This window comes from Bifidobacterium sp. N4G05, from assembly GCF_002742445.1.
In the GTDB taxonomy this organism is placed as follows: Bacteria; Actinomycetota; Actinomycetes; order Actinomycetales; family Bifidobacteriaceae; genus Bifidobacterium; species Bifidobacterium hominis.
Genome location: NZ_NJNQ01000003.1, coordinates 60,052 through 82,171, shown reverse-complemented (window position 1 = coordinate 82,171; position 22,120 = coordinate 60,052). Strand labels below are relative to the sequence as shown.

19 protein-coding genes are annotated in these 22,120 nt (G+C 55.6%); 12 read left to right on the top strand and 7 right to left on the bottom strand.

Going from position 1 to position 22,120, the window contains the following annotated elements:
• The first annotated feature begins 23 nt into the window (after positions 1-23).
• Entirely contained in the window at positions 24-1,250 is a 1,227-nt protein-coding gene (locus CE153_RS03585; RefSeq protein ID WP_180753389.1) for an alkaline phosphatase family protein, read from the top strand.
• A 15-nt stretch (positions 1,251-1,265) separates the two neighbouring features.
• Here the strand turns inward: CE153_RS03585 and sepH are convergent, their stop codons facing one another.
• Positions 1,266-2,303: a septation protein SepH gene (sepH, locus tag CE153_RS03580; protein ID WP_099595142.1), complete on the bottom strand. Its 1,038-nt coding sequence runs from the start codon at positions 2,301-2,303 to the stop codon at positions 1,266-1,268.
• Positions 2,304-2,452: 149 nt separating this feature from the next.
• On the opposite strand from sepH, the gene CE153_RS03575 reads away from it, so the two are divergent.
• From CE153_RS03575 to CE153_RS03565, 3 genes are all read left to right on the top strand, one after another.
• Entirely contained in the window at positions 2,453-2,746 is a 294-nt protein-coding gene (locus CE153_RS03575; RefSeq protein ID WP_022245122.1) for a DUF4193 domain-containing protein, read from the top strand.
• Positions 2,746-3,222, top strand: a complete 477-nt coding sequence (gene dut / locus CE153_RS03570) for a dUTP diphosphatase (protein ID WP_065447216.1) — start codon at positions 2,746-2,748, stop codon at positions 3,220-3,222. The genes CE153_RS03575 and dut overlap by 1 nt, the downstream gene beginning before the upstream one ends.
• A 155-nt stretch (positions 3,223-3,377) precedes the next feature.
• A complete protein-coding gene (locus CE153_RS03565; RefSeq protein ID WP_099595141.1) occupies positions 3,378-5,699 on the top strand; it encodes a RelA/SpoT family protein in 2,322 nt (773 codons plus the stop codon).
• 119 nt (positions 5,700-5,818) lie between these two features.
• On the opposite strand, the gene CE153_RS03560 is transcribed toward CE153_RS03565, so the two are convergent.
• From CE153_RS03560 to CE153_RS03550, 4 genes are all read right to left on the bottom strand, one after another.
• Positions 5,819-6,358 carry a peptidylprolyl isomerase gene (locus CE153_RS03560; RefSeq protein ID WP_099571252.1) on the bottom strand — a complete coding sequence of 180 codons (540 nt, stop codon included), beginning with the start codon at positions 6,356-6,358 and terminating at the stop codon, positions 5,819-5,821.
• Between the two features lie 115 nt (positions 6,359-6,473).
• Complete coding sequence (locus CE153_RS08820) at positions 6,474-6,650, bottom strand: hypothetical protein (protein WP_171842430.1); 177 nt, start codon at positions 6,648-6,650, stop codon at positions 6,474-6,476.
• 25 nt (positions 6,651-6,675) lie between these two features.
• Complete coding sequence (locus CE153_RS03555) at positions 6,676-7,029, bottom strand: hypothetical protein (protein ID WP_065447231.1); 354 nt, start codon at positions 7,027-7,029, stop codon at positions 6,676-6,678.
• A 15-nt stretch (positions 7,030-7,044) separates the two neighbouring features.
• Positions 7,045-7,770, bottom strand: coding sequence for a DUF2599 domain-containing protein (locus tag CE153_RS03550; RefSeq protein WP_099595140.1), 726 nt, complete (start codon positions 7,768-7,770; stop codon positions 7,045-7,047).
• Between the two features lie 459 nt (positions 7,771-8,229).
• Between CE153_RS03550 and CE153_RS03540 the strand changes: the two genes are divergently transcribed.
• From CE153_RS03540 to CE153_RS03525, 3 genes are all read left to right on the top strand, one after another.
• The gene (locus CE153_RS03540; protein ID WP_099595139.1) at positions 8,230-9,294 is read left to right on the top strand and encodes a sensor histidine kinase; all 1,065 of its coding nucleotides are present in this window, start codon (positions 8,230-8,232) and stop codon (positions 9,292-9,294) included.
• On the top strand, positions 9,287-9,946 hold the full coding sequence (locus tag CE153_RS03535) for a response regulator transcription factor (RefSeq protein WP_099595138.1): 660 nt from the start codon (positions 9,287-9,289) through the stop codon (positions 9,944-9,946). Before CE153_RS03540 ends, CE153_RS03535 begins: the two co-directional genes overlap by 8 nt.
• Positions 9,947-10,459: 513 nt before the next feature.
• A complete protein-coding gene (locus CE153_RS03525) occupies positions 10,460-11,839 on the top strand; it encodes an MATE family efflux transporter (protein WP_099595314.1) in 1,380 nt (459 codons plus the stop codon).
• Between the two features lie 147 nt (positions 11,840-11,986).
• Here the strand turns inward: CE153_RS03525 and CE153_RS03520 are convergent, their stop codons facing one another.
• Both CE153_RS03520 and CE153_RS03515 read right to left on the bottom strand, forming a co-directional pair.
• On the bottom strand, positions 11,987-14,665 hold the full coding sequence (locus CE153_RS03520; protein WP_180753388.1) for a X2-like carbohydrate binding domain-containing protein: 2,679 nt from the start codon (positions 14,663-14,665) through the stop codon (positions 11,987-11,989).
• Between the two features lie 313 nt (positions 14,666-14,978).
• Complete coding sequence (locus tag CE153_RS03515) at positions 14,979-15,782, bottom strand: Cof-type HAD-IIB family hydrolase (RefSeq protein ID WP_099595136.1); 804 nt, start codon at positions 15,780-15,782, stop codon at positions 14,979-14,981.
• A gap of 319 nt (positions 15,783-16,101) precedes the next feature.
• Here CE153_RS03515 and CE153_RS03510 point away from each other — a divergent pair, with 319 nt between their 5' ends.
• The 5 genes from CE153_RS03510 (at position 16,102) to CE153_RS03490 (ending at position 22,082) form a co-directional block, all read left to right on the top strand.
• On the top strand, positions 16,102-17,073 hold the full coding sequence (locus CE153_RS03510) for a MetQ/NlpA family ABC transporter substrate-binding protein (protein WP_099595312.1): 972 nt from the start codon (positions 16,102-16,104) through the stop codon (positions 17,071-17,073).
• Between the two features lie 109 nt (positions 17,074-17,182).
• Complete coding sequence (locus CE153_RS03505) at positions 17,183-18,331, top strand: methionine ABC transporter ATP-binding protein (protein ID WP_055063479.1); 1,149 nt, start codon at positions 17,183-17,185, stop codon at positions 18,329-18,331.
• A complete protein-coding gene (locus tag CE153_RS03500; protein ID WP_099595135.1) occupies positions 18,328-19,020 on the top strand; it encodes a methionine ABC transporter permease in 693 nt (230 codons plus the stop codon). The genes CE153_RS03505 and CE153_RS03500 overlap by 4 nt, the downstream gene beginning before the upstream one ends.
• Before the next feature lie 62 nt (positions 19,021-19,082).
• Complete coding sequence (locus CE153_RS03495) at positions 19,083-20,231, top strand: M20 metallopeptidase family protein (RefSeq protein WP_099595134.1); 1,149 nt, start codon at positions 19,083-19,085, stop codon at positions 20,229-20,231.
• Between the two features lie 153 nt (positions 20,232-20,384).
• Positions 20,385-22,082 (top strand): NAD+ synthase, encoded by a 1,698-nt coding sequence (locus tag CE153_RS03490; protein ID WP_065439833.1) that lies wholly within the window; start codon positions 20,385-20,387, stop codon positions 22,080-22,082.
• Positions 22,083-22,120 lie beyond the last annotated feature (38 nt).

Genomic DNA, 22,120 nt, shown 5'->3' with positions numbered 1-22,120 from the left:
ACCGCGGTGCTTGAATAGGAGTCATGAGTGTTGAAGTGCCAAGCGACGAAGAGCTGCTTACCATGACCGAACCGGCATGCTACGGAGATGACATGCCATCTGAAGGGGCCCGTGGGGGAGCGTTGCACCTGTCGTCAGTACTTCCTGCGGTTTCCAACGCCATTGGCTGCCCCATGCCAACGGACATTCATTCTGACCCGAAAGGTCTGCAGGAAGCGCTTGGACTGCCGGACGCGGCGTCCGCGGTCGTGGTGCTCGTGGATGGTCTCGGCTACTGGAACCTCAACATGAGACTGGGACATGCGCCCTACTTGCGGTCCCTCATGAACGAGTCCGCCAATCAACGTCCCATCGCCACATGCATGCCGAGCACTACCGTCGCGGCCATGTCTACATTCGGTACGGGAACATGCCCCGGTATGACGGGTATGACCGGCTATACGCAGCTCAATCCGAAAACCGGTGAAATATGTCAGCTGATTTCCTTCAAAAATGCGGTTCCTCCGCTTGAGTTGCAGCAGCAGCCGACCATGTTTGAACAGCTAAGCGCGCAAGGTGTTCGTGTGACCAGTTCTGGATTGCCGAAATTCGCGTTTTCCGCGTTGACGCAGGCTGCCTTGCGTGGCAGTGACTACATTTCCAACGATGATCCGCGCAAGCGTGTCGCAGTCGCGGCTCAGGCGGCGAAAAATCCCGGACTGACGTACCTGTATCTGCGTGATACCGATAAGGTCGGGCATAATTACGGTTGGGATTCCGACAAATGGATTGGCACGTACGAGCGTGTTGACGCTCAGCTCGGCCTTCTCCGCCGCAGCGTGCCCAAAGGCACATTGATTGTGATTGTGGCGGACCACGGTATGATCACCACTGATCCCGAATCCGTGATTGACATTGCACAGGATCAGCGGCTCATGCAGGGCGTCGCCCATGTCGGCGGTGAACCGCGTTGCGTCATGCTCTATGCGGAACAGGGCGAGGCCCCGGAAGACATCGCCACACGGTGGCGTGACGTGTTGGAAGACCGGGCACAAGTGCGTACGCGATCGCAGGCGATTGCGGAGGGTGTGTACGGACCTGTGGTCTCGCACGTCGAACCGATGATTGGTGATGTGATCGTATCGGCCACGAAGGCCGTCACCATCGTGGATTCCCGCACTCAGGCGGAAAAGGCGATGCATCTGCCGAGCGTGCATGGCTCGCTCACCATGCTCGAGTCCGATATCCCCTGTCTGATCGACGTGGCCTAACATGCAGGGTTTGGCTCAGTCGCCGAACAGAATCTCATCCCAACTTGGCACGGCGGAACGTCCGGCGCGCCGCTTCGATTTGGTGGTGTTTTGGCTGTGCGGATCAGGTGTTTGATTCGTGTTTGCGGTGTTCGAAGCGGTATCCGATGTGGGCGCGACGGTGTTCTGAGCATTGCCTGTTGCATTGGCGTCGGCTGTCGTCATGGTGTTTTCCGGTTGGCTTGACGGCGGGACGTCGGCGGTCATGCTCGATGTGTTCGGCGTGTCGAATTCGTTAGGCGCGCCGATTGGCATGATTGGAACGGAAGGTGCCACTGAAGGGCGCGCCACCGGCATGGACGGTTCAGGCGTGTTCCATGCCGATACGGTCTGTTCGATTCGCGCCGATCGGGCGGAATTTCCCGGAAGATTCAGCGAAGCGAGGAAATTCTCGTCGGCGTGTTTCTCGGCGTGTCCTTCCTTCGGTGTGTCTTGCTCCCCGATGAGTTTGCGTGCAGCGGAATTCAAACAGCTTACGGCGTTGTCATGCATGTTCCACGACCATTCCGCGCAGATAGTATGGCCGGAGGAAACGAACTGAGCGCTGATTTTCCAAGGTTCCAAGCCAAGTCTGGTGGCCTTCCAAGTCACGTCTTCCAAACGCACCCGCGCCGCCGCGAATGTGCGTTCAATCAGTTCGGAAAGCGTACGTACACGGCTTTCTTTCGGTGCCGGAACGGCGAGGAACTGCTCAATCGCATATTGTTTCTCCGTTTCGACCGAAGCTGAGAAACGCCGAACGAGCGCTTCGCTCAACGAATATCTTTCCGCAACACGCGCGGGATCGGCGCCGGCACGAATCAACGACTGAATCTGTGAAATCGGCAGGGTGATCGGAGTGTGCGTCTGCTGTTTCCCCTGCACTTCGGAACGAATCTGCTTGGCTTCCAAAACGGCTCTTTCAAGCGCTTCATCGACCTTTACAGAGAACTTTCCGGCACCTGAAACAAAGACGAGTTCACCGGCATCATTAACATGATCGAACCGCGCTTCCTCGAGTAAATTCTCAGGCACAACACACCACTTTCCTTCAAGAATTACTGTTTATTCTATTGTGCCCCACGTGTCGGATTTTACGAGTATTTCGAATCGTGTATCCTATGCGGGGTAAAAGTCATGTATCCTATGGCGCATAAGCACCATAGATGACGAAAGGAATCTCGATGGCACAGGATTATGATTCCCCGCGCAACAAGGACGAGGACGAGGAGTCGCTCCAGGCTTTGGGCAAGAGCTCCCAGAACACTTCCAACGACATGGACGATGACGAGAATGCCATCGCCGAGGATTACGAGCTGCCGGGCGCAGACCTCAGCAATGAGGACGCTTCGGTGACCGTCATTCCTATGCAGGGGGACGAGTTCATCTGTTCCGAATGCTTCCTGGTGAAGCATCGCAGCCAGCTCGCATACACCACTGACGATGGCCAGCCGGTGTGTCAGGAGTGCGCTGCCTGATGGCGTTCGACGAAACATACAACGAGCCGGAAAACGTCGAGGTTCTAGTAAAGTCGCTGAATCCCGACCAACCGGCGGAACTGTACTATGCCCATGCCGGGGATGCCGGCGCCGATTTGCGTACCACCGAGGAAGTCACATTGAAGCCGTTCCAGAGGGCGCTGGTGCCTACGGGAGTGGCGATAGCGCTTCCAGCGGGTTATGTGGCCTTGGTACATCCACGGTCCGGTCTTGCCGTCAAACAGGGCGTTACCGTGTTGAACGCACCTGGAACCATTGACGCGGGCTACCGTGGCGAAATCAAGGTACCTCTGATCAATCTTGATCCGGAACACACCGTGACGTTCCACCCGGGGGACCGCATCGCGCAGCTGGTCATCCAGCGTTATGTTGAGGCTAGGTTCATCGAAGCGGAGACGTTGCCCGGATCTGACCGTGCTGAGCGTGGCTTCGGATCCACCGGCGTGGCTTCCTGAACCGAGCATGCGGAGGCATAAGTGCCAAAAATCCGCAAATGCTGGCGACACAATGGTTTTCGGGGGTATCTGGCCGTGCAACACGCGGTCGGATACCTCGGACATACCGTGATGCACGGGTAGTATAGGGAGCATTGCGAGCGAGGAGGTGGACGATGGGAGACATTGAACACGAGGTTCGTTCTGCCCGAATGTTGGGCTGCGAGATCAGCACGAATCCGCTTGATCCGCTTGAGCCGATTCTGAAGATGTGCGAATACCATCATCCCGATGAGGATATGAGCATTCTGGAACGTGCTTATGAGCGTGCAGTCAAGCAGCATTCTTCACAACGGCGCAAGTCGGGCGAACCGTACATCATCCATCCGTTGGCTGTGGCGCAGATTCTTGCGGACCTTGGCATGGGGCCGCTGGTTGTGGCCGCGGGCCTACTGCATGATACGGTCGAAGACACCGACTACACGCTTGACGAGTGCCGTGCCGAGTTTGGCGATACCGTGACAGGTTTGGTCGATGGCGTCACCAAGCTTTCCAAGATGGAATACGGCGATTCCGCTCAGGCTGAAACCATCCGCAAGATGGTGGTCGCGATGAGCCGGGATGTGCGTGTGCTGGTCGTCAAACTTGCCGATCGCGTGCATAACGCGCGTACGTGGCGTTACGTCAAAACGCCGAGCGCACAGAAGAAAGCGCACGAAACGCTCGACGTGTATGCGCCACTTGCCAATCGTCTCGGTATGAATGCCATCAAAACCGAATTGGAAGAGCTCAGCTTCAAAGTGCTCTATCCGAAAATCTATAACGAAATCGTGGTGCTTGTCGCACGTCGTGCGGGCCAGCGAGACGTGTATTTGAAGCAGATTCTTGCTGAGATTAACGAAGATCTTGACGAGCAGAACATTTCGGCGTATGTGACGGGACGTCCGAAGGATTATTTCTCGATTTATCAGAAAATGATCGTACGCGGACATGATTTTGCGAATATCTACGATTTGGTGGGTGTGCGCATCATCGTCGATACGATCCAGGATTGTTATGCTGCGTTGGGTGCGGTGCATGCGCGTTGGAACCCTGTTCCAGGTCGTTTCAAGGATTACATCGCCATGCCGAAACTCAACATGTATCAGAGCTTGCACACCACGGTGGTTGGCCCTGGCGGCAAGCCTGTCGAGATTCAGATTCGCACGTGGGATATGCATCGTCGTGCGGAATTCGGTATCGCCGCGCATTGGAAGTACAAGGAGAACGGTCAGGCCGGTCGCGCGTTGAGCTCGCCTGATAAGTCCGATCGCAAGCGTGGCGAGAATCAGGAGTTGAGCGAAGCCGACAATCTCAAGTGGATTCAGCAGCTTGCCGCCTGGACGAGTGAGACTCCGGATTCCAACGAGTTTCTGGGCTCTCTGAAGGAAGATCTGGGTGCTTCCGAAGTTTACGTGTTTACACCGAAAGGCAAGATCGTATCGTTGCCTGCCGAGGCGACACCGATTGATTTCGCCTATGCGGTGCATACCGAAGTCGGTCACCGTACCATGGGTGCTCGTGTGAACGGCCGTTTGGTGCCGCTCGACACCAAGCTTGAAAACGGAGACACCGTTGAAGTGCTCACGTCGAAGTCCGAATCAGCTGGTCCGTCTCGTGACTGGCTGAGCTTCGCGAAGAGCCCGAAAGCCCGTAACAAGATTCGCCAATGGTTCAGCAAGGAACGTCGTACCGAAGCTATTGAAGAAGGTCGCGATGAACTGACGCGAGCCATGCGCAAGCGCAACCTTCCGATCGCAACATTGTTGACTCCCGAAGCGTTGGTCGGTATTGCTGACGAGTTGAATCTCGCCAATGCTGAGGCTGTGTTCGTGGCAATCGGTGAAGGGCAGATCTCCACACAGAACGTCATTTCGCACTTGGTTCGCGATGCGGGCAGCGACGAAGTGAACGAAGAAGTGGAACAGGAGGCGCTGCCGCTCAAGCAGGTGGAACGCACCAAGAAGACCACCAGCTCGCTGGGCATTTCCGTCAAAGGCGTGGGAGACATTTGGGTCAAGCTTGCCCGATGCTGCATGCCGGTGCCTGGAGACCAGATTATTGGCTTCATCACCCGCAATCAGGGCGTATCCGTGCATCGTGTGGACTGCCAGAACATGATGGACTTGCAGAAGCGTCAGCCAGAACGCGTGGTCGACGTGCAGTGGACCAGCACCAAGGGCGTGTTCATGGTCAAGATTCAAGTGGAGGCGCTTGATCGCCCGCATCTGCTGAGTGATGTGACGCGTGTGCTTTCCGATCATGGTGTGAACATTATTTCCGGCTCCATTTCCACGGGTACCGATCGTGTGGCCACCAGCCAGTTCAGCTTTGAAATGGCTGATCCGCAGCATTTGAACACTTTGCTTGCCGCAGTGCGTAAGATCGAAGGCGTGTTCGACGTGTACCGTATCACCGGTGCCAAGGATTCCGCCGAACCACGCTTGCGTAAAATCTGACACAATCAGTGCGGTCGTGAGACTCATCTGAACTGCTGCAGATCCTCTCGGAAATAATGAAAAGCCCCTCAAGTGAGGGGCTTTTCATTATTTTGCTATGAAGCTTGTTGATGCGAAACTTACTTCAACACTTCGATGGAAGTGATGCCGACCGGCTCGAGCGGAGCGTCGGAACGATCGGTTGCCACGGAATCGAGCTTGTCGACAACGGCCTTGGACTCGTCATCCGCGACTTCGCCGAAGATGGTGTGATGGCCGTTGAGCCATTCGGTCGGCACGGTGGTGATGAAGAACTGGGAGCCGTTGGTGCCGTGGATCTTGCCGTCCATGCCGCGGCGCAGGCCGGCATTCGCCATGGCCAGCAGGTACGGGCGATCGAAGGTCAGACCAGGAACGATTTCATCATCGAAGTTGTAACCTGGACCGCCGGTGCCGGTGCCCAGCGGGCAGCCGCCCTGAATCATGAAATCCTTGATGATGCGGTGGAAGGTCAGACCATCGTAGAACGGCTTGTGGCTCGGCTGGCCGGTGAATGGGTCGGCCCATTCCTTTTCGCCGGTGGCGAGGCCGAGGAAGTTGGCCACGGTTTCCGGGGTCTTGTCGTCGAACAGGTCGATCTTGATGTCGCCTTCAGTGGTGTGCATGATAACTGTAGTCATGGCTCCAAGTGTCTCATGGGCTTGAGACCGGCGATGGTGCGATTGCGGTAATGACGCAGAGAGCCGTGGAATGGCCGCGGCCGATAGCCGGGAAGCCGAGCCGCAACGTGAGATGTCATGCGAGTTGGCTCGCGATGATCAACGCGCCGGCAATAACCATGAGCGCCGAGAAAACACGCAAAAAGAGTCCTTTTGCGTGTCTTCCCAGTTTTTTGGATCCGATTGCGACGGATATCAGGACCAGTCCGACGGCCAGCGGCACCAAGGCCAGCAGAAGCAGCGGTTTTTCCATGGCATCTCCTCTCGAACGCTGTGATTCAGATGTTTCGATGCTCGGTTTTTCTGCGCTTGCTGACAAGGGCCATGGAGCAGCATGTCGATACGCACAGATTCACTATGCAGGTCGCTGCCGGCAGTAGCCGTATGAACGGCTGACTGTAGAAATCGATAACATCCGGCTCCATGGATCCTGAGTACATTTCAAAAACCGGATACGATGCGAGAGCCAGCGCCGAACTCACGAGGAACGGTATCCAAATGACGGACAGCCGCAGGATGGATACCGTTCGGCCTTCCCGATGAACTTTTTTCGAGAACATAAAAAGAGACCAAGAGGCCACTGCGATTAATGCACCCGTGCAATACAACAGACCGGGGAACTCGCTACGCATGATTCCGTCCTTACTTCAGTTGCAGGTAATTTGGCTTATCGATGTTCTGGATGGTTCGAGGTTATACGGTGTTTTGAGATTGCCATACCTGACATGGCAGTCGAATTGTTCCTTCATCATTTTTGAAGCTGTTGGATAGGCCGTCCAATGACGACTCGAGCTAAACTGGGGAGGGACCGTTGTCCATGCTGATTCTGCGTAATAGTATCTTGTCGGTGTAGCCGTTGCTGCCCACCAAGTGGGTTGTAAGGATAACGACCACATGCCATTACGTGCAATCCAGCCTCCCTTAGCAAACCATTGATTGGACCATGAACCGCGTGCGGCTGTTGTATCCATTCGGATGTTGGACGTTTGTTCTTCCTTTGTCGACGCAATGAGATATTGCATCGTCTCATCCTCGGTTTTCCCGTATACATTCCGCTTCGGATCCTGGACCCAATCAATCACTTCCGATCTATCCATCCCTATTTCCTCATATACTGCCTGATTGTATTTCATGCCGTCTGCCAGTGCGGAGGTCGGGGTGATGATTGCGACGCTGATTGCTGTGATCGTCGCCAATGTTGCCAATGCTTGTTTTTCCATTATGATTCCTTCCCTGATTGCAACTTCGGTTTTGGAAATCGCATACCATTCGAAACAGTGAACTGATTTTGTAGAGGGATATCGTTTTGCATCAAGAGATTTCGGCTGCTCATGGTGTGGTTCCGCAGCCAATAAGAGTGGTACCTTTTCCATGGCATCTCCTCTCGAACGCTGTGATGCAGAGATATCTTTAGTGAATCATGGAATATGGGTAGTTCGGTACTGACTGGTGACGGGATTCGACCCTGATGTTCGTCGGTGTCGGAATATGTTTTCGCCGTGTAGCATCTGGTAAATAAGGCATTTATTCATGATTGAGGGGAATGGAGGACGGTTATGCGAAGAAGAAGGACCATGGCTTATCGGATTGCGGTGTTGCTTACGGCATGCGCGCTGGGGTGGGGGACTGCAGCGCCCGCCGCCGATGCCTCCGTTATCCAACCGGACCAGGACTCGTCTTCCCGTGCGACCGTGCTCGGTTACGACAATCTGCTGTGCAAGTTATTCCCGAGTTTGGATATCTGCAGGAAGCAATGATGAGATCACCATCGTCGTTTTTTTTTGGACGCCGTGCGTCCGTATCCGCGTGGGTTTAGGCTGTCATATCTGTTTATGTCGGTGTCTATCGTGGTTCTGGAGGTCGTCTTCCATGCGATTTCAGCTCCGCTGGGAACTCACGACATTCTGATACTTGCCGCGCTGTGTGCCCTATTGTCCGTGGCACCTTGGCTGGGTATCACAGGGGATTTGCTGTATGTAGCCGTGTTCGCCGCGATGGGGGCGTTTAGCTCTTCGCTTGCATTTCCTGTGCTTGGCGTATTTCTGGTTGCAGCTGTGTGGATCATCCGTCACCGCACGGCTCAGGCTGCGCTGCTACTCGCTGGCTACGTTCTGCTGATGTTCTGGCAGAACGGGAGCGTGCTTGCCCGCATGGCCAGCGATGTTTTGCTGTCCTCCGTCGCGGTTGTCGTCGGCTTCGCGGTCAGGAAGTTCATGGACGGGGCCGAACTGTCCCGGCGGGAGCTGGAGGAATCCCGGATGGGGACGGTCAGGGCCGTGGAATCCGTCCGGGCCAAGCTCGCCGCCGGATTGCACGACACGATTGCCAGGGACCTCGCCCGCATCTCCATCTCATTGGAGAGCCTCGCCGCCGCGCACCCGGACCTGTCCGGCGAGATCGCTCCGATAGTCGATCTCGCGCACGATTCCTCACGCCGTCTCAGGCCTATGATCTCGGAACTCAGCCTCGACGCCGCAGCGCCGAGTCTCGCGGCCGCCGTGGAGGAATCCAGACTGATGCTGCGATCAGGGGCACTCGAGTTGGATGCGCATATGCCGGGCGACATCGACGGCGAGATTTCGAGGCAGACGATTCTCACGGGATCACTGTTCGTGAGCGAGACCGCCGCGAACGCTTTGAAATACGCGCGGAGGGGGACGACGGTAGACCTGTTCGCGGAGATCGACGGTGGGGGACTGTCGCTGACGATGGCCAACGACATCAGCGGGAGCTCTTCGGACTGCGCGCTAACGGGAGGCTTCGGCCTTGCGAACCTGAAGTCGCGGATCGAGTCCGAGGGAGGACGGTTGTCCTTCGTCTCGCGTTCCGGACGGTGGATCGTCAACGCGTCCATACCGGATCCGAAAATCCAAGGGGAAGGGGCTGCTGATGAGTGAACCAATCCGCGTCCTGCTTGCCGACGACGACGTGATCGTCCGTGAGGGGCTCGCAGGCCTGCTGGACCGCCAAGACGGCATCGACGTGGTTGCCGTCGCCGAGAACGGCAGCATGGCTCTGCGCGAGCTTTCCAGACGGGCCGTGGACGTGGCCCTGTTGGACGTGGACATGCCCGTCCTCGACGGGCTGGCGGCTGCCAAGGAGATGGCGAGGCTGTATCCGTCGGTCGTGGTGGTGATGCTCACCGTGTTCGAGCATGAGGAATCGCTCGCCAGGTCGCTGGCTCTGAACGTGCGCGGGTTCTTGACCAAGGACATCCCCTCCGCGCAACTCGCCCAACTGATTAGACAAGCGCACGCGGGATACTCGGTGTTTGGACCGCGCCCGACCAGTATCCTCGCCGACAGCTATCTGAACTCCGGGAAGAACGATCCCAAACATGACGCCTTCCGCGAGAGGGTGGAACGCCTTCCGGGCTATCTGCGCACCACGTTTGATCTGCTCATCCAGGCGCTGCCGAACAAGACCATCGCCAAACGGCTCGGTCTGAGCGAAGCCACCGTGCGCTCCTACATATCCGAGATCTTCACCACACTCGGATACACTAACCGCGGCGAGCTCACCATCACAGCCATCAAGGCCGGATACTGACTTCTGTTCCTGACCTGGTCTCCGGTGCGGGATGAACTTAGGTATTCCGCATGTTCGTGAATCCTATGGCTGCTGCGAGGACGATCAGTACGGATGTCTCGGCGGGGAGATATCTCAGGAACAATTCGGGAAGCTCCTGTTTCGTTACGATTGCCATGACAACGATGATGGGGCAGACAGACGACGAGCGAAATGGCGAGAGAGACGAAGGCGCGTTTCCAGGAAAAACGCTTGTTCCGCATAGCTACTCCTAATTGCGGGAACGGCACAGAGAGCCGCGGCCGCAAAGGTCTTGACGGTGAAATCAATCTGTACTTCAACATAGTCGAATCCATCATCTCCGTAGAGGCGGATTCGACTATGTTTTCATGCAGACAATAAGCGAAAAACCTTCAACGACATTCTCAACAGCGCAAAACAGACATAGCCAAAATCTGAGCAATCAACGGCGATGATGAAACACGTGACCTTACACTGCACATGCAGTTCCTAACACGCCAGACGCTTACGATTATGATCACATCAACTTCGCAGAATACTCACGAAACAGATACCGCAAACAACGCATCATGCACCACTATCGGCACCATTCTCACACTAGCCATACCAACATTCGGGCAACTTATCGCCGAACCAGCATTCGTACTCATCGATACCGCCATCGTCGGGCATATTGGCGGGCAAGCGCTCGCCGGTCTGTCGGTCGGGTCAACCATCGTGCTCACTGTTGTGGGGCTATGCGTGTTCCTTGCATATAGCACCACATCGCAGGTGGGACGTCTTTTGGGCGCCGGCAAGCGGAGAGAAGGCTTGGAAGCAGGCATTGATGGCCTGTGGTTGGCTGGAATCATTGGCGTGGTGGTGTCTGTGATGCTGTTCGTTATTGCACGCCCGTTGTGCATGGCCATGGGGGCGCAGGGGAGCGTCTTGCACAATGCGGTTGACTACGTGCGTGCCGTGGTGTTCGGTATTCCCGGCATGTTGCTGGTGTATGCGGCCAACGGTATTTTCCGCGGACTGCAGAAGGTTCGCATCACGTTGGTAGCTGCTACGCTGGGTGCGATACTCAATACGTTGCTGGATTTGCTGTTTATTCTCGGATTCGGTTGGGGTGTGTTTGGGTCTGGAGTGGCCACGCTGATTTCGCAATGGTTCATGGCAGTGTTGCTTATTGTTCCTGCGATGTTGTGGACTCGTGCGGAAGGTGCCCGTTTACGGCCGCGTTTGTCAGGAGTGTTGAACAGTGCTGGCGATGGTGCGGTGTTGTTCTTGCGCACGCTTGCGTTGCGTGCATGTTTGGTGGCGAATGTGGTGCTTGCCACGCATATGGGTGTGCAGGTGTTGGCCGCATATCAGGTGGTGAATTCCAGCTGGAATTTCGTGCTGAATATGCTTGATGCCATTGGCATCGCTGGTCAGACTTTGGTCGCCGCGCAGATTGGTGCCCGTCAAGAGGATGAAGCCATGCGTTTGACGAGAATCGCTGGCAGGGCAGGATTATGCGGAGGAACGGTAATTGGTATTGGTTTGATGATTGCCGGATGGTGTGCGTCCCCGCTGTTTTCGCAGTCTACTGAGATTCAGCATCTGATCACCATCGGTATGATGGTTGTTGGCGTGACATTGCCGTTGGCTGGTTGGATGTGGGCTGTTGATGGCATTTTGATTGGGGCAGGGGATTACCGTTATCTTGCATTGACGTGTACGGCGACAGCTGCAATATATGTACCCTGTCTTGCTGCGATTGGTTGGATATGCGATGCGATGCAGGCGTCTTCCGCGCTGCGTATGGCATTGCTGTGGCTTGCGGTGAATCTGTTATTTGTAGGATTGCGTGCCATTTTCAATGGGTCCCGTATCGGAACTTCCACATGGTTGCATATCGCACATTGAAATCAGCTTGTGATGGCAGTTTGACATGACGTGAGATGGGCGATTCCTGCAAAATAAAAATCCCGCATGGTTCCGGCGGACCGGATCATGCGGGATTTTATTTATGAACGAACTTAGGAATGAATCCTAAGAACATGTTCTGGCAATTCAGGAACGTTTGCGCTTAAACACGAACAATGCTCCTGCTGCAACAACCAGAACGGCGACAACCACAACAACGCCGATCACGTTGGAACCGGTGTTGGCAACGTCGGCAGTGTTTGCCTTCTTGTGCGCGGCAGGCTTCGTGTTCTGCTTGTTGTCATCCTTCTTCGGTGCGTTCGGCGTGCTGTCCTTGATGGCCACAGTGAAGCGCACGCGTGCACCTTGGTTGTAGAACACCACCACGGAACCGGTGCTGCCGGTTTCTCGACCATTGAGGAATGCGCTGCTCAACACGATGGAACCGTCATCGGCCACGGTGTAATCCGTGCCGGCGGTCAGCGACTGGTAGTCGTACTGCACGTCTTCCACGGTGTTGCCATTGGGGTTGATGGCAACGGTCAGACCGTTGGCATTGGCGGTCTTTTTATCGCTGTCATACTTGTCGTAGTCGAATGCGTCGCCATTCGTCAGCTCAGCATTCTTGATTTCGCCATCATTCAGCAGCCAAACCTGGGTGCCATGGTACGGGTTTGCAGTACCGATTGCCAGACCGGCGTTGGTGACGGCAAACACGCGCAGGCCATGGTTGTTGTTGTCACCGAAACCGTTACGGCTGATGGTCTGGAAGTTCGTACCATCGGAGGAGACGATCAGGTCGAAGCCACGGGTCGCATCGTTGGAGTAATGCAGGTAGCTGAGCACACCCACGAAGTCGGTGAAGTTCTCCAGATTCTCTTCGGTAAGCCACTTGTCGAGCTCGTTGGTAATGAATTCCGGCAGATACTGCTTGTTCTTGTTGTACAGGTCGAGCAGCCGCTGCAGGGATGCGAGGAACTGGTAACGATCGTCGAGCGTGTAGGTTTCAGCGGCCTGCGGAGCGACACCGTCAGGGGAGACCACGTCGGTCTGCTTGGAGTTGAGATCAGCGCCCATGTCTTCCAGCAGCTGCTGCATGGTAGCCACGTCAGCGGCCACTTCGTCGGTCTTGCCGGCTTCTTCAACTGCCTGTGCAGCTTGATCGCTCTCAGATGCTTCGCCTTCGTTCAACGGCGTGATGTCATCATCGCTCGGCTTGGTGGTTTCCTGAGATTCGGACTCGGAAGGCTTGGTTGCTTCCTGAGAGTCCGTGTCTGTAGTATTGGAAGTGCCGTTCTGATCATTTTTCTTCAGAGAGTCGAAGAAGATCTTGATGTATTCGATCTGCTTCTTCCACTCTTCCGGAGTTCGCTTCAGAATGTCGCCGTTAGCGAACTGGGTTGCCGGGTATGCAAGATCACTGATGTCGAAGGTGCCGACGTACAGCTTGCCGTTGTAGGACTGCATACGCCACACATACTGGTTCAGGTGACGGCTCTGCTCGTCGCTGTCGCCCAAGCCGGACAGCATGGTATTGCCATCGATGGTGCCTTTGGAATCGCCGAAGTACTTGTTGTTGGCTTCGCCGGCGAGCATTTCGAAGTTTTCGTTGCCGTCTTCGTCAACGTCCATACGCCACAGGTTGACCGGGCTCTCCAGATCCTTGTACAGGTCGGAGAAATCCATTTGCATGGCCTTCTCCAAAGCGTTCATCGGATCGTTGTAGCCGCCGATGTACAGGTGGCCCTTGTATACCACCATGTTGGCTGCGCCGGAACGACTCGCTCCGAAGCCCCACTCGTACTTGGCGCCGTCTGCCGGATCGCCGACCAGCGGCTTGAAGGTCCACTTGCCGGTTTCCTTATCTTGCGTGCCGCGCACGAGTGCGAAGGATTGCTTGTTGTTCTTCGCGGTTCCAGTCACCATAGTGACATAGAGATTGCCCTTGAAGCCGACCATATCCCACACGCAGCCACCGAACACTCCATCAGTTACAGCGCATGCCGGATAGTTGTACAGGCCCTCGGTCTGGGTAGCGATAGTGGCGAAAGAATCCTGGCCTGCTGACGGGTTGGAAGAAGCCACAATAGTGGCACCGTTATCGGTGATCATGCTGGCGACAAGCTGATTGTTGACCACGGTCAAACCACGGATACCAGCAGTGTAGCCCTTCTTCAGACCAGTGGTCATGGCAGCGGAACGATACACGATTTCAGTGGCATCACCACTGTTCGGATCAACTTCCAGCAGGTACGGCTGACCCTTTGCGGCGGCAGCAAAGTACAGCTTGTCATGGAATTCAACGGCTGCACGATAGCCGTTGACCGCATGCTCTCCGCCAATCGCATTGACGATGATCTTCACTTCACCGGTCTTGACGTTGATCTTGAGCAGCAAGCTGTGGTTCTCGCCATTGTCGAGGAACAGCTCGCCGTTAAACGCAACATCCAAAGCGGCCTTGATGCTGGCATACTTGGTGCCCATGGTGTTAGCCATGTATTTCAGCGTGGAACCCATTGCGGAATAGCAGGTGCCCACGTACATCCAATCGCCATAACCGACCGAAGACCACGAATAGTTCTGACCGCGCTCAGCCTCACCCTGCGTGAGGTCATCAGTGGATTCACCGTTCAAGACGTTCACGATGCCGTCGTTTTCACCCAAACCTGCATTGGGGTGCGAAATCTTGGTAGCGGTATAGCCGGCACCAAGTGCGGCGGTATTCGAGGGCTCATCAGCATTGGCGCTGCCCGCTACCGGCAGCAACATGGCGCAAGTCGCAAGCGTTGCGATTGCAGCATTAATCACTTTATGGTAGTTGACCATATTTTCCTTAATCTCATATTCTCCGAAAAGATACCCCATCGTATGGCATATCCAATGAAAAAAATACCAAAAAGGGTTGACCTAGGGTGCTATACGAAAACATCGGGAACAAAATCCACCAAATAGTATTGCGTTAACTAGTATTTGCATGACTTTGAGGATTTGCGCATTGCGCGCAGCCCGAAATGCCGTCTTCCGATGATCTGGAAGTGTTGGTCGATTGCTTTATTGCAGAGACAGAGCGATGGGAAACTTGTGATGCCGCATGCATCTACTTGCTGCAGTGAAATGAAATACGGTCAACGGTAGATCGTCAGATGATGTCGAAATGCTTGAGAGCATTCCAAATGCCATTATGATCAACGTCATCGGTAATGTAATCGGCCACCGCCTTCGGCTCTTCGGTGGCGTTGCCCATCGCCACGCCGATGCCGGTAAAGCGCAGCATATCCACGTCATTGCCGCCATCGCCGAACGAAATCGCCTGCTCCTTCGACCAGCCATAATGGTCGAGAAAACGTTGGATGCCACGATCCTTGCCGCCGTTAGCGGGAATCAGATCAACGAAATCCGGATGCCATCGCACGCCACGCGTGTTCGTCAGCAGCGACAACAGCTCGGCTTCCTGGTCACGACTGATGTATGGGCTCATCTGGAACGTCTCATGTTTCGCCGTGCGCACTCGAGGATCGTCAAAGAATACGTCCGGCGCGGTCTTACCCAGGCTTGCCCACGTGCGGCGCATCTGATCGTTGCTGTGGTTGAAATACACGTAATCCTCTTCGCCGATGCAGGCAACGATGTCTTCATGCTCATCCAGCCAATGCACGATCGTGGCCACATCGGTTGCGTCAAGCGTATGCTTTTCCAAAAATCCGCTGTCGTCAATGCAGTATTGGCCATTGAACCCGACAATGCCATCGAAATCGACGGGAATGGTATCCAACACGACATTCATCTGCGCAGGAGGGCGACCGGTGCAGATGAAAATCTTGACGCCATTGGATTGCAGCCCGTGCAATGCGTCAATGGTGGATTGCGGTACGACGTGCGTGGTGAAGCTCGTCAACGTTCCGTCGATATCGAAAAACGCCGCTTTAATGTCGATTGCGGTCATGGAAAACACCTTCCGAATATGCAATTTCGTAATTGCTCGCTTGTTTCAGTGTAGGGAGCGGACATGATTGCCGACACACCTGTGCATGCCACTATTGTGCATGATTCCATGCATTCCGGAGGATTGATGAAAATGCTGGAATCATTGCGATTGAACGCCCGCTATAACGAACTCCGATAAGGCAATTTTTAGGTTTCGGCGTCTCGCAGCGGAAGCGTCGCGTATGGTTGGACACGACGCGATGGCATGCAGTCCATCACAGACACGTTGGAAACCATGCAAAGCAATGAGGAAGAAGAAGAAGAAGAGAGGATTCATCATGGCAGAAGCAAATCAGCAGCCGGCAGGATTGCCGGAAGAACCGGTCCGCGTCAATCACACGGTACGTAACATCATCATCGCCGTCGTGGTGGTCGCACTGGTCGCGGTCGGAGCGTTCTTTGGAGTTCGTGCGTTCAACGGATCCGACAAGACCGCAGAAAAGGGAACCGAGGCCAACCCGGTGAAGATCGGTGTGGTGGGCGCCACCGATCCGCAGTGGGTGGAATTCAAGAAGCAGGCCGAAAAGCAGAACCTGTACGTCGATATCGTTGATTTCCAGGATTACACTTCCGAGAATCCGGCCGTCGACTCCGGTGAGCTTGACCTCAACGAGTTCCAGCACCTACTGTATCTGGCCAACTACAATGTGCAGAACAACAAGGATCTGCAGCCGATCGGCGGCGTGGCAATCTACCCGCTCGGTGTGTATTCCACCAAGTACAAGAGCGTCGACGAGATTCCTGAAGGCAGCACCATCCCAATTCCGAACGACGAGACCAACCAGGCCCGTGCCATCGGCGTGCTCAAGGCTGCAGGCTTGGTGACGATGAAGGGCGATTGGACGCCGTTCTCCACTCCGCAGGACATCGACGAATCCAAGTCCAAGGTCAAGGTCACCCCGCTGAAGGCCGAACAGGTCGCCAACTCCCTGAAGGACCCGCAGGTCGCGGCAGGCGTCATCAACAATGATTATGTCGCCGACGCTGGTTTGAAGGCCACCGACGCCATTTACCAGGATGACGCCGAATCCGAAGAAGCCCGTCCGTACATCAACATCTTTGCCACTCGCAAGGCCGACGTGAACAACGAGGTCTACAAGAAGGTCGTTAAGATCTTCCAGACCACGAGCGTGCTTGACAAGCTGCAGGAGAATTCCGGCGGCACTGCGGTTCTGGCCGACAAGTTCAGCACATCCGAACTTCAGGATTACCTGAAGACGATCGAACAGGAAGCCAAGGACGTCGAGTAAGTCCTTTTCGGAAAGCTCCCTCCAAGGAGGGGGCTTTCCTATATGTGCGACCAACGTCAGGCGTGGTTGTATGGTCAAGGGTTGAAAAACCATTAATGAAAGCGGCAGTATGACAGAACACACACCGATCATCACATTCGACCATGTGGTCAAGGAGTTCCGGCAGCGTGGCAGCGGCACTGACGGCGGCAAACGCGGCACGACCGTTGCTCGCGCCGTCGACGATGTGAGCCTCACCATCAATGAAGGTGACATTTTCGGCATCATCGGCTATTCCGGAGCCGGCAAATCCACATTGGTGCGCCTGATCAATGCTTTGGAGAAGCCGACATCGGGTACGGTCACGGTACTTGGCACCGAAGTGTCGTCGCTCAGCGAATCCAAGCTTCGTCCGATTCGACAGAAAATCGGCATGATCTTCCAGCAGTTCAACCTATTCTCCACCAAAACAGTGGCGCAGAACATCGCCTATCCGTTGCAGCTCGACCATTGGCGCAAGGATTATCAGGACAAGCGCGTGGCGCAATTGCTTGACTTCGTAGGCTTAAGCGACCATGCGAACAAATATCCGTCGCAGCTTTCCGGCGGCCAGAAGCAGCGCGTCGGCATCGCCAGGGCATTGGCCACGAATCCTAAGATCCTGCTTGCCGACGAGGCGACCAGCGCTCTGGATCCGGAAACCACTACGGAAGTATTGTCGCTGCTTAAACGAGTCAATAAGGAAATGGGCATCACCATCGTGCTCATCACCCACCAGATGAACGTCGTGCAGCAGATCGCCAACCGTGTGGCGGTCATAAGCTCCGGCAAAGTAGTGGAATCCGGCAGCGTTTACGACGTGTTCGCGGCCCCGCGACAGCCGGTGACCAAACGATTCATCTCCACCGCCATCAGTGGTATTCCTGAAGAGTCGCGCATCAACACCATGCATGAGGAAAATCTCGGACACATCGTCACAGTGCTTATTCGACAGCATGATGTCGAAGAGCGTGAAGACGGTACCGTCATCGCGGCATCCGGGCAGAACATCTCACAACTTATCGCCAAACACGGCGTACGAAGCAGCCTCCTGTACGGCGGTATCGACACTGTCAACGGCGTGGCCATCGGAGCGATCACCTACGAATTCGGCGGAGACAATGTCGAATCGTTCCTGAACGAACTGGCGCAAAACAGCGATATCGTCGATTTCGGTACCGCGGCACAGCCGACACCATATGAACAGGCCCTTATCAAGGCCGGACAGGAGCAGGCATGACACAGATTGAAGGCGTAACCCTCGCAAGCCGTAGCGACTGGACGGTACTACGACCGCTCCTGTTTGAATCCATCGGGCAAACCTTGGAAATGGTGTTCGTCACCATGATCGTGGGCGGTATTCTCGGACTGGTCCTCGGCGTGGTACTCTACGGAACGCGTCCTGGCAACCTATTCGAAAACGCGGTCGTTTACCGCATCCTCGACGTGATCGTGAACATCATCCGACCGATACCGTTCATCATCTTCCTCGCAGCCATGCAACCGTTGACCATCAAAGTCATCGGCACCTCCATCGGTACGGCCGCCGCGATCTTCCCGATGATCATCATGTGCACCATGGCCACATCCAGGCTTGTCGAACAGAATCTGGTTCCCGTCGACTCCGGTGTGATCGAAGCGGCACGAGCCATGGGAGCCTCGAAATTCACCATCGTGCGTACCGTGCTTATTCCGGAGGCGCTCGCGCCGCTGATTCTCGCCTACGCGTTCCTGTTCATCGGCGTGCTCGACATGTCGGCCATGGCCGGATACATCGGCGGCGGCGGTCTTGGTAATTTCGCCATCGCCTACGGATACCAGAAATTCGACCAGACTGTGACTTGGACGGCGGTAATCATTATGATTGTACTTGTTCAGGTGGTGCAGGGCGTCGCCAATGCCATCGCGAAGCACCTGCTGAAACGCTGACAGCAACGATGAAAGCCGCTTAATCTTAATGGAGAGAAGCAACCAAGGGGGATTCACGCAAGATGACTGAACATGTCGAAATCACGCCGGAACTCATCGAAATCCGCCATTACCTGCACGCCCATCCGGAGCGCAGCTTCAAGGAATTCAAAACAAGCGCCTACATTGAGCAACTGCTCAGAGCGCACGACATCGAAATCCTGAACAATCCGCTCGAATCGGGTGTGGTCGGGCTGATCCGTGGAGAACAACCCGGACCGCGCATCGCATTGCGCGCCGACATCGACGGTCTTCCCATTCAGGAAGACACGGGATTGCCATTCTCCTCGGTCAACGATGGAGTCATGCACGGCTGCGGCCACGACCTGCACATGTCATATCTGCTGGGAGCGGCATTCTGGCTTGCCAAACACCGCAAACAAATCAAGGGATCCATCAAACTGCTGTTCCAGCCGTCCGAAGAAACAGGCACCGGCGCACGCGCCATGATCGACGCGGGACTGCTGGCCGACGTCTCCGCCATCATCGGCGCGCACAACAACCCCAACTATGCGCCTGGGCAGATTGCCATCGGCCCTGACCCCATGATGGCCGGATGCGTGAAATTCCATGTCACGCTCCACGCTACGGGCACGCATGCCGGCTACCCGCACAAGGGCACCGGCCCTATCGAAGCGCTCGCCACGATGATTCTCGCGTTGCAGACCATCGTGAGCCGTAATGTGTCGCCATTCCATCCATTGGTGCTTTCCATCACCGAACTGCATGGCGGTCATGTATGGAATGTGGTGCCGGCCAAGGCAAGTTTCCAAGGTACCGTGCGTTACTTCCACAAGTCAGACGGCATCATGGTCGGTGAACGCTTCAAGGAACAGGTCAACGCCATCGCAGCTGGCTACGGGATCACCGCCGACATCGACTGGGACGATTTCCAGGATCCGCTGGTCTCCGACGAGGGACTGTCGAAGATCGTGGCCGATGATGTGCGGGAATATGCGCAACTTGAGCCGATCCACCCGTCGATGGCGGGGGAGGACTTCTGCGAATACACCGAGGTTGCGTTGCCCGTGTTCGCCTTCATCGGCTCCAATGGTGAGGAAGGATGCCCCGACTGGCACAGCCCGAACTTCGTGGGATTGGACGAATCTTTACAGGCGGGCGTGGAATTCTATGCCAACGCAGCGTTTACCGTGTTGAACGAACTTGCGTAAGCTGGTCGATCTTCGGCCCAATTCTCCTGTGATCGAAGATAGCTGAAGATATATGTGATATGCACGATGATCATTCGGCACGCATGTGGTTTTTCTCGCCATATGCGTGCCGTTTGCATATCTGATACGCAAATCGCAATACACTAGTCAACTATGACAGACATTCGTTTCGCCCTCGCCCAAATCGACACTTGCGTGGGAGACCTCGACTCCAACGCAGACAAAGTCATGCGCTATGCGCATCTCGCTTCCAGCAACAGCGCACAAGTCGTGGTCTTTCCTGAAATGACGCTTACCGGATATCCGATTGAAGACCTCGCATTGCGGGCCACTTTCCGTAAATCCGCGTGGAACAAAGCCAGCTGGCTTGCCGCCGAACTGGCTGCCGATGGGCTTGGCGACCTGTTTGTGGTGGTCGGCACGGTCGGCACTGATCGCGAGACATCCAAGCCACGCAACCGACTCGTCGTATTGCATGACGGCGTGGTTTGGGCCGGCTACGACAAGCACTTTCTGCCCAACTATGGTGTGTTCGACGAATTCCGCATTTTCAGCCCCGGCAACAAATCCATGGTACTCGACGTGAACGGTGCACGCATCGGCGTGGCCATTTGCGAAGACATCTGGCAGGATGGCGGTCCCGTGGCGGAGCTCGCCAAGCAGAACATCGATCTGCTGCTCACCATGAACGGTTCGCCATATGAGGAAGGCAAAACCGACACCCGCATCGACCTTGCAGTACGCCGTGCGGCCGAAGTGAACGCGCCGATGATCTATCTCAACCAGGTGGGAGGCCAAGACGATCTGGTGTTTGACGGTGGCAGCTTCGTGGTCGATGCCGATGGCACGCTGCTGGAACGTTCGCCGATGTTCATGGAGGATCTGAGCTTCTTCGACCTCGACACCACTGCCGAACGCCAGAAAGCTGGATCTATCGCAGCTAAGCCCGATCCGGACGAAGAGGTGTACACCGCCTGCGTGCTTGGCTTGAAGGATTATATGGCCAAGAACCATTTCAAGGGCGTGTGCCTTGGCCTTTCCGGCGGCATCGACTCCGCATTGGTGGCGGCCATGGCCGCGGACGCCGTGGGAGGAGCTAACGTGTATGGCATTTCCATGCCGAGCATGTACTCGTCTGACGGTTCGAAAGATGATGCCGCCGATCTGGCGAAGAATATTGGAGCGCACTACGACATTCAGCCCATCGAACCGCTGTTCGTCTCCTTCCAGAAGCAGCTCGATCTTGAAGGTGTGGCCGCTGAGAACCTGCAGGCGCGTATTCGCGGTGTGATTGTCATGGCATATTCGAATTCCAAGGGGCTTCTGGCTGTCGCCACGGGCAACAAGTCGGAGCTTGCCTGCGGTTATTCCACGATTTACGGCGATGCGGTCGGCGGATACGCTCCGATCAAGGATCTGCTCAAGACCCGTGTGTGGGAGATCTCCCGCTGGCGCAACAAGGCTGCCGCCGAAGGCATGGGCATTGGCGGACTGCATATCGTGGGCAACGAGCAGGGGTCTGCGGGAACGCCGTTGCCGGACGGCGTGATGATTCCCGTCAATTCGATTGAAAAGGCTCCATCCGCCGAACTTCGCCCGGGGCAGAAAGACTCCGATTCGCTGCCGGAATATGAGCTGCTCGATCAGGTGTTGGCAATGTACATTGAACATGCGCATGGTCGCGAGGATCTTCTGGCCGACGGCTTCGATGAGACCACCGTCGACACGGTTATGCGATTGGTGGATCGCGCCGAGTGGAAGCGACGTCAGTACCCGCTTGGTCCGAAAGTGACGGCATTGGCGTTCGGTCGTGATCGTCGCTTGCCGATCACCAACGCGTTCCGCGAATAAAACAGCGACGAACTATTGTTTCGTTACACGCTTCGTAA